This window comes from Acidovorax sp. SUPP3334 (genome assembly GCF_030159055.1).
Classification (GTDB): Bacteria; Pseudomonadota; Gammaproteobacteria; order Burkholderiales; family Burkholderiaceae_C; genus Paracidovorax.
This window is the reverse complement of sequence record NZ_BQXQ01000021.1, coordinates 86,135-92,621: the sequence shown is the minus strand read 5'-3', so window position 1 is coordinate 92,621 and position 6,487 is coordinate 86,135. Positions and strand designations below refer to the sequence as shown.

The window sequence follows — 6,487 nt, the reverse complement described above, 5'->3', positions numbered from 1 at the left end:
GAGCGATCGCAGCTTCAATCCCTTGCCCGCAGCCGCTCGCTGCCTGCTGCGCTGAGCAATCGGGCTCGCATCGTTCTGAGCAGTGCCGATGGTGAGCCCAACAACGCCATTGCTGAGAGACTGAAGCCTTCCAGCTCTTGGGACTACAGCCGCACCGCACCGAAGGCTTCAAGTTGTCCAATGATCCGTTCTTCATCGAGAAGCTTCGCGATGTGGTCGGCCTGTACCTCAGCCCGCCCGACAACGCGCTGGTCATCTGTGTGGACGAGAAGAGCCAGTGCCAGGCGCTGGAGCGCACGCAGCCCATGCTGCCCATGGGCTTTGGCTACGTTGAGGGTGTCACCCACGACTACAAGCGCCACGGCACCACAACACTGTTTGCGGCACTCAACGTACTCAACGGCGCCGTGCTGGCCGCATGCAAGCCACGTCACCGGCACCAGGAGTTCCTGTCGTTCCTACGCGAGATCGACCGGGCCGTGCCGCCGCAGTTGGACATCCACTGCATCGCCGACAACTACGCCACTCACAGCCACCCGAAGGTCAAGGCCTGGCTGGCGGCAAGGCCGCGTTGGCACATGCACTTCATCCCGACCTACAGCTCCTGGCTCAACCAGGTCGAACGCTTCTTCTCGCTGATCACGGACAAGGCCATTCGCCGGGGATCATTCACCAGCGTCAAGCAACTCGTCCAACGCATCGACCACTTCGTCACCGCCTACAACGCCAACTGCCAACCCTTCAGGTGGACCGCCACCGCAGATTCGATACTCGAAAAGCTGCATCGACTTTGCTCACTTATCAGCGGGACAGAACACTAGTGCGGCAGGTGGCGCCGAACACGTCGTTGTTTGCAGACATATGCACCGCGAAAATTGGCGCGCCACATTGCACCTCAAGCGAGTGCGTCTGGTTTATACAAATTCCCACGCAGGATGACGACCACTGAAAACCACCAGCGCCCCGGCCCGGCGTTTGAGCGTTGCATACTTGGCAGCAGGGGAGATACAACTCATGCAAGCCAATCCAAGATCGCTCGACGCTCTTTTCAACTCGCAATTGCGCTACGTGGTGCCGATGTTCCAGCGGCTCTACGTCTGGCAGGAGAACCCCCAGTGGGCGACCCTATGGGAGGATGTGGCGGAGAAGGCCATCTTGCAGCTTCGGGGGGTCAAGACCAATCCGCATTACCTAGGGGCTCTGATCATCGAGGGCGTGCGTCCCAGCTCGCCGCGGGAGGTCAAGCGATTCTTGGTCATCGATGGCCAGCAGCGGTTGACGACGCTCCAGTTGCTGCTGTGCGCCTATCGGGATATCGCTCGACGGAACGAATGGAAGATGCTCGAGCGGCCATCTGAGCGGTATTTGGAGAACGCCGATCCGGATGTCATGGAGCATCCCGAAGAGGAGCTGTTCAAGATCTGGCCGACGACGCTCAACCGCGATGTCTTCCAAAGCATCGTGAAGGCTGGCAGCCGTCAAGCCGTGGAGGCTCGGCATCCGTTGGTCCGCTTACCGAAAAAGAGAAAACCTGAGCCTAGAAGCCTATTGGTGGAGGCCTACCTGTATTTTTCGCAGAGCATCGACGCTTGGATCGCATCGACGGCCGAGGCTGAGGGGAAGTCCCCGGAGGCAAGTGCGTTCGCCCTCTTGCAGGCTTTGCAACAAGATTTTTCGGTGGTCGAGATCGCGCTGTCCGAAGGCGACGATTCACAAGAAATTTTCTATTCGCTCAACTCGCAGGGCCGGCCACTCTCGCAGTCCGATTTGCTACGAAGCTTGGTCTTCATGCGCGCTGAGAAAGAACAGGCCAATCGCGACGAGATTTTCAAGAACTATTGGAGCAAGTTCGAGACGCCATTTTGGAGCTCTGAGGTCAAGCGTGGCGGGCGCTCGTATTCACGCCTCGACTTGGGCCTTCGCTATTTTTTGATGGCGAAGACTGGCCAGATGGTGGACGCGCGGCGAGTCAACGAGGAATATCGGCGCTGGGTGTCGGCCACTCCGCCGCGATACGCCAGCGTGAAGGATGAACTGTCCGACTTCGTCACCCATGGCGATGTGTATACGCGATATGAGTCCTTGCCGATGGAGCGACTGCCGAGCGCGGATTTGCGTCGCGTCTTGGCGGACTTTGACGTTTCGACAGCGCTGCCGCTGATCATGTTCTTGGAATTGGAGGCCGGGCTGGATGCCGGGCAGCTTGCCGAAAGTCTAGGCACGCTCGAGTCGTTCATCGCGCGTCGAGTATTCCTCGGCGAGGAAAACAAGGAATACAACAAGCTGTTTGTCGATGTGATCGCTAGTCTGAATGGAACCCGAGGCGCCGCTGTGCCGTCGGCCTTGCGGCGCAAGCTGCTCGAAGGCGGCGGCTCGACAAGGCGCTGGCCCACCGACGATCAAGTGCTTGAGACAGCCATCGGCAAACCCGTGTTTGAAAGCCTGAAGACGCCCGCGTTGCGGCTGATTCTGGAAAGGCTTGAGCTGAGCCTGCGAGGGAAGAAGACGGAGCGCGGCGAAATCGACACAGGTTTGCAAATCGAGCATGTGCTCCCCCAAGCATGGGCCACGCACTGGCAGCTCAAAGGCCGGGAGATACCAGCCAACATTGCCAAATACCCGTCTCTCGCCAAGGACGATCTTGTTGAGTTTGCCGATTCGATTAGGCAGCGCAACGTGGCCCTGCACACGCTGGGCAACCTGACACTCCTCAACAAGTATCTGAACCCCGCCGCCAGCAATGGATCGTTTGAGCTCAAGCTATTCGAGTATCGAAACTCAGTCTTGCGATTGAACCGGCACTTCGACGGAGCGTCAGAGTGGGATGAACAGGCCATCGCGGAGCGAGGCAAGACGCTCGGCGAAGCACTTTGCGAAATTTGGCCTCGGCCCCTTCTCCCGGTGAACTGACATCAAACTCTGCAAACGGCTCAGAGACTGCGATCACCGATGATCAAAACACCATCGGCAAGGCGATGTCGAACAAGTCCATGGTGTCGCGCAGGGCGGCGATCCGCTTTGCCCCTTGGTAGTTTTTGAAGTGCGGTGATGACAGGTCAACGGCGGTCTGTTCATAGTGGCCGACGAGGGCCATGAGCATCGCCGGGTTGACGTTGAGTTCGCTCATGCGGGTGATGAACGTCGAGCGGAAGCTGTAAAGGCGGCGGCGTGGATCATTGATGCGGAGCGTGAGCAGATACGACTCGTTGAAGCGGCGCGAGACGTTCTTGGCGTGGCCGTTCTTGCTAGGCAGCAGCAGGGGGAAGAGCTGGCCGCCCGCGTCGTCCTTGCGGCGCTGGTCGAGGTAGGCCATGAAGCCGGATTCGCGGATGGCGCGGTGGAACGGAATCTTGCGCTGGCTGTTGCTGTTCTTCGCGGCCTTCAAGGCGAAGTAGTCGATGCCTTGTTCGCGGCGGATGTCGTCCAGCATGATGCCCGCCAGCTCGTTGGGGCGCGCGCCGGTGTATGCCAGCAGGAAGGGCAGCCAATGGAAATGCGGCTTGCTGGCGGTGGCGCAGCCGGGCCACGTCGCCGGGTTGAAGATGGCGGCGATCTCCTCGGCGGTGAAGGGCTCATAGGACTCGATGGCCTCCATGAGCTTGGACTTCTTGCTGATGCGGGTGCCGTCGAAGGGGTTGGCGTCCGCGACACCGTTGCCGATGGCCCACGCGAAGAAGTCAGCGAGGTGGCCGATCTTCTTGTTGATGCGGTCGGCCCCGGCTGTGCCGATGGCAAGCTGGGCCTGCTTGAACGCGACGGCCATGGGCTTGTCGATGGCCGCCATGTCGGGGTCGTCGAACTGGGCGGCGAACGCGGCGTAGGTGGCCTCCTTGTCCTCGCGGGTCTTCACGTCGTTGTCGTGCAGCTTCTCGGCCAGATAGGGCAGCACGGCCTTGGAGAAGGGCTTCTTGGGGCGCTTTGGAGTCTGCCGGTATTCGGGCCGCAGCGGCGCCAGGTGCGACTCGATTGGGCCTATGGCCTCAATCCGGGCGAGCATCAACTCCTTGGCCCGGCGCAGGTCGTCATCGGTCTCGATGCCGGTGAGCTTGGTTCCGTCCGGGAACTCGGCGTTGAACTCGCGGCCGTCCCTCTTGAAGGCTTTGAGGATGTCGGAGACGGTCGGTTCGGTGCTGCGCTTGGTCAAGGCCCACTCCCAATTGAGTCTGGATGCGAGCATGGTAGCCAAGGCGCGGTCCTTCGTGCCCAGCGAGCGGCGCAGGGTCTTGCCGGCGACGGTGAGGCGGAAGTAGTAGGTGCCGAGGCGGTCGCGTTGGAGGTGGGGCAGGATTTTCAGGGCTTGGGGCATGGCGGAGTTGCGCCACTTCTTGCGCCACCTGGCCCTTCAAGCGAAAAGCCCGCACAGCGAGTGCTGATGCGGGCTTCCGTTAATTTGGTGGCGCTTCACGGATTCGAACCGCGGACCTGTGGATTATGATTCCATCGCTCTAACCGACTGAGCTAAAGCGCCTAAGCCCTCGATTATATCGCGACTTTTTTCGCTTTCAACCCTTTTCTTGTTCTGCCTGCTCCTGCGGGCGGCGCTTCGACGGGCCTGCACGTAAAATCGCGCCCCCAGCCCCTGGATGTAAACCATGAACCGCTGCCCCACTGCCCCGTTTTCCTTTCTCTTCGCGCCTTTGTTGGCCGGCGCCCTTCTGACCGGCGCGGTTCTGCCCGCCGCGGCCCAGGTGGTCGCGCCCCTGGGCGGATTGCGCACCTTTCCTGAAAATGCCCTGCGCGGAACGCTGGCCATCAACAGCACCGTCGATGCGCAACTGGATGGCAAGGCCATCCGCATGGCCCCCGGCATGCGCCTGTTCAGCCCGCAGAACACGCTGGTCATGGCCCACTCGGTGATCGGCCAAAAGTACACGGTGAACTACGTGATCGAGGCCAGCACCGGCATGCTGCTGACGGCCTGGATCCTCAGCAAGGAAGAGGCCGCCCTGCCACGCAAGGGCGCCAACTCGACGGACCGCAATTTCATCTTCGAGTCCGAGATTCCTAAGCGATAGGCCCTGGCACGGGCACCACCAGCGCTGCGGCGGCTGGGACGCGCCACCCTTTCCAAGCCGCACGACCGGCCTCGCCCGCCATTGCCGCAGGCAGCGCTACCGACACCAGAGATTCCCCATGAGCAAAAAAGTCTTCATCAAAACCTTCGGCTGCCAGATGAACGAGTACGACTCGGACAAGATGGCCGATGTGCTCCGCGCCGCCCAGGGCTACGAGCCCACGCAGGATGTCGAAGAGGCCGACCTGATCCTCTTCAACACCTGCTCGGTGCGCGAGAAGGCACAAGAGAAGGTCTTCAGCGACCTGGGACGCATCAAGCACTTGAAAGCGCGGGGCGTGAAGATCGGCGTGGGCGGCTGCGTGGCCAGCCAGGAAGGCGCCGAGATCATCAAGCGCGCGCCCTATGTCGATGTGGTGTTCGGCCCGCAGACGCTGCACCGCCTGCCCGAACTGCTGGCCCAGCGCGACGCGCAGCGCCGCCCGCAGGTGGACATCAGCTTTCCCGAGATCGAGAAGTTCGATCACCTGCCGCCCGCGCGCGTGGACGGCGCCAGCGCCTTCGTGTCCATCATGGAAGGCTGCAGCAAATACTGCAGCTACTGCGTGGTGCCCTACACGCGCGGCGAAGAGGTGAGCCGGCCGTTCGACGACGTTCTGGTCGAGGTCGCGGGCCTGGCCGACCAGGGCGTGAAGGAAATCACGCTGCTGGGGCAGAACGTGAATGCCTATCTGGGCAAGATGGGCGACACCACTGAAATCGCCGACTTCGCGCTGCTGCTGGAATATGTGGCCGACATTCCGGGCATCGAGCGCATCCGCTACACCACCAGCCACCCCAACGAGTTCACGCCGCGGCTGATCGAGGCTTACGCCCGCATTCCCAAACTGGCCAGCCACCTGCACCTGCCCGTGCAGCATGGGTCGGACCGCATCCTGATGGCCATGAAGCGCGGCTACACCGCCATGGAATACAAGAGCACGGTGCGCAAGCTGCGCGCGATCCGGCCGGACCTGGCCATGAGCAGCGACTTCATCGTGGGCTTCCCTGGCGAGACCGAGGAAGATTTCCGCAAGATGATGAAGCTCATCGACGACGTGCATTTCGACAACAGCTTCAGCTTCATCTTCAGCCCGCGCCCTGGCACGCCTGCCGCCAGCCTGCACGACGACACGCCCCATGAGGTGAAGCTGCAGCGCCTGCAAGCGTTGCAAGCCGTTATCAATGGAAACATCAAGTCCATCAGCGAAAGCCGCGTGGGCACCGTGCAGCGCATCCTGGTCGAGGGCGCTTCCAAGCGCGACGCGAACGAGCTGATGGGCCGCACCGAGTGCAACCGGGTCGTCAATTTCATCGGGCAGCCCCGGCTGGTCGGCCAGATGGTGGACGTGACCATCACCGAGGCCAAGGCATACACCCTGCGCGGCGAGGTCGTGGTGAGCGAGCCTGCTCTGGCGCACTGAGGGCCGCATG

General features: G+C 61.5%; 4 protein-coding genes, 1 tRNA gene and 1 pseudogene. 4 read left to right on the top strand and 2 right to left on the bottom strand.

Annotated elements, in window-relative coordinates; genetic code table 11:
* Together AVHM3334_RS13680 and AVHM3334_RS13675 are read left to right on the top strand one after the other, a co-directional pair.
* Positions 1-821 (top strand): annotated as a pseudogene (locus AVHM3334_RS13680) (IS630 family transposase); the annotation flags it as partial.
* A 193-nt stretch (positions 822-1,014) separates the two neighbouring features.
* Complete coding sequence (locus AVHM3334_RS13675; protein ID WP_284413075.1) at positions 1,015-2,910, top strand: DUF262 domain-containing protein; 1,896 nt, start codon at positions 1,015-1,017, stop codon at positions 2,908-2,910.
* A 43-nt stretch (positions 2,911-2,953) separates the two neighbouring features.
* On the opposite strand, the gene AVHM3334_RS13670 is transcribed toward AVHM3334_RS13675, so the two are convergent.
* Entirely contained in the window at positions 2,954-4,306 is a 1,353-nt protein-coding gene (locus tag AVHM3334_RS13670) for a site-specific integrase (RefSeq protein ID WP_284413073.1), read from the bottom strand.
* 85 nt (positions 4,307-4,391) lie between these two features.
* A tRNA-Met gene (locus tag AVHM3334_RS13665) sits at positions 4,392-4,468 on the bottom strand.
* A 124-nt stretch (positions 4,469-4,592) separates the two neighbouring features.
* Here AVHM3334_RS13665 and AVHM3334_RS13660 point away from each other — a divergent pair.
* Both AVHM3334_RS13660 and miaB read left to right on the top strand, forming a co-directional pair.
* A complete protein-coding gene (locus tag AVHM3334_RS13660; RefSeq protein WP_284413072.1) occupies positions 4,593-5,015 on the top strand; it encodes a hypothetical protein in 423 nt (140 codons plus the stop codon).
* Between the two features lie 118 nt (positions 5,016-5,133).
* The gene (miaB, locus tag AVHM3334_RS13655; RefSeq protein WP_284413070.1) at positions 5,134-6,477 is read left to right on the top strand and encodes a tRNA (N6-isopentenyl adenosine(37)-C2)-methylthiotransferase MiaB; all 1,344 of its coding nucleotides are present in this window, start codon (positions 5,134-5,136) and stop codon (positions 6,475-6,477) included.
* Positions 6,478-6,487 lie beyond the last annotated feature (10 nt).

What these genes read in the sequence shown, in the direction of transcription:
- AVHM3334_RS13675 (WP_284413075.1), top strand. Translation starts at nt 1,015, where the DNA reads ATGCAAGCCAATCCAAGATCGCTCGACGCTCTTTTCAACTCGCAATTG.
- AVHM3334_RS13660 (WP_284413072.1), top strand. Translation starts at nt 4,593, where the DNA reads ATGAACCGCTGCCCCACTGCCCCGTTTTCCTTTCTCTTCGCGCCTTTG.
- AVHM3334_RS13670 (WP_284413073.1), bottom strand. Translation starts at nt 4,306, where the DNA reads ATGCCCCAAGCCCTGAAAATCCTGCCCCACCTCCAACGCGACCGCCTC.
- miaB (WP_284413070.1), top strand. Translation starts at nt 5,134, where the DNA reads ATGAGCAAAAAAGTCTTCATCAAAACCTTCGGCTGCCAGATGAACGAG.